This is a genomic window from Frankia sp. CcWB2, from assembly GCF_977927585.1.
In genome coordinates, this window is the sequence record NZ_CDWRCM010000002.1 from 19,076 (window position 1) to 20,250 (window position 1,175).

Below are 1,175 nucleotides of genomic sequence, written 5' to 3' on the forward strand. Positions count from 1 at the left end.
GACCGCGAGCCGGTACCAGCGACGCCATTCGCCCGGCGCCGCCTCGGCCTCCGCCCGACGCTGGGCGAACGCGGCGTCGGCCGATGCGCGGTCGATCCGGCCCGACGGCCGGCGCACGAGAACCGGCTCGTCGGCTCGGGCGCCGGGGTCGAGGTCGAGGTCGGGGTCGAAGCCGCGGGCGGTACCGGGCTCGACGTCAGCCGTCGCATCCGCGGCTACGTCGAACATCCGGGCAAGCCGCTCGGTGTCGCGGCCGAAACGCAGCTCACGCAGGATGACGACGGCGCCGATCAGCGGAAGCAGCACGACACCGAGACCGAGTCCACGGGCCGCCCAGCGATCGTCGCCGAGCAACTGGATTCCCCGCCACCCGATCAGCCCGAGGTAGAAGCCACACGCCGCGACGAGCACGGCCACCAGCCACCGGGCCCTCACCTAGACGCCCCGCCCGATGCCGACGCCACCGGACCGTCCGGATCCAGCCGGATCCGCGCCCCGGGCGCCGCCAAGGTCGCCACAACCAGCCGTCCCGACTCCCGAAGACAACCGAAGAGCGCCACATACAGGGGTCGCGTCGCCGGCAACGGGACTCCGCCGTCGATCTCGTAACGGGTGTTGGTCACCTTACGCACCTGTGCCTGTGAATCAGGCGCGCCGACCGGCGGAGCGTCCACCCGCCAGGCGAGCATCATCTCCGTGCAGCCCGCGGGCCAGGTCCACCGCAGCCGGTCGTGCTCCAGCCGCAGGTCCGAAGCGGCGGAAAGCTCGTCGGCTGCGGTGCGCGGCGCCGACGGCCGGTCCGGTGCGGCCTCCGGACGCCCGGAGGTCGTCGGCGGCGATGCCCACGGGGACGGGGAGGGGAGCACCCTGTGCTCCCGGGCGAGGGCGGTGACCACCCCCCTCGCCCGGGCGGCGTCAAGCCCGTCCGCCTCCGCCTCGGCGACCAGCGCCGCGGCCTCCACGGGGAGCAGCACGTCCTCCACAAGAACGGCCGCGGCCACCCGCGGGCGCAACCGCTCGGTCGTCGTCACGGCGAGCGCATCGAGGTAGGCGTCCGGCTCGCCGTCGACCAGCAGCGCACCGACCGCGGCCAGGAGATCGTCGAGCAGTGCCCGCCGGCGGTCCGGCCGACGGGCCCGGTTGCGGACGAGCGCCGCATCACGCACCGCTCGGAT

1 protein-coding gene and 1 pseudogene are annotated in these 1,175 nt (G+C 74.6%); both read right to left on the reverse strand.

Annotated features, from left to right (window positions below):
- On the reverse strand, positions 1 to 435 hold a 435-nt coding region (locus ACY45C_RS00820; protein WP_462185762.1), incomplete at its 3' end, for a hypothetical protein.
- Positions 432 to 1,175 (reverse strand): annotated as a pseudogene (locus tag ACY45C_RS00825) (hypothetical protein); the annotation flags it as partial. The gene ACY45C_RS00820 and the pseudogene ACY45C_RS00825, both read right to left, overlap by 4 nt.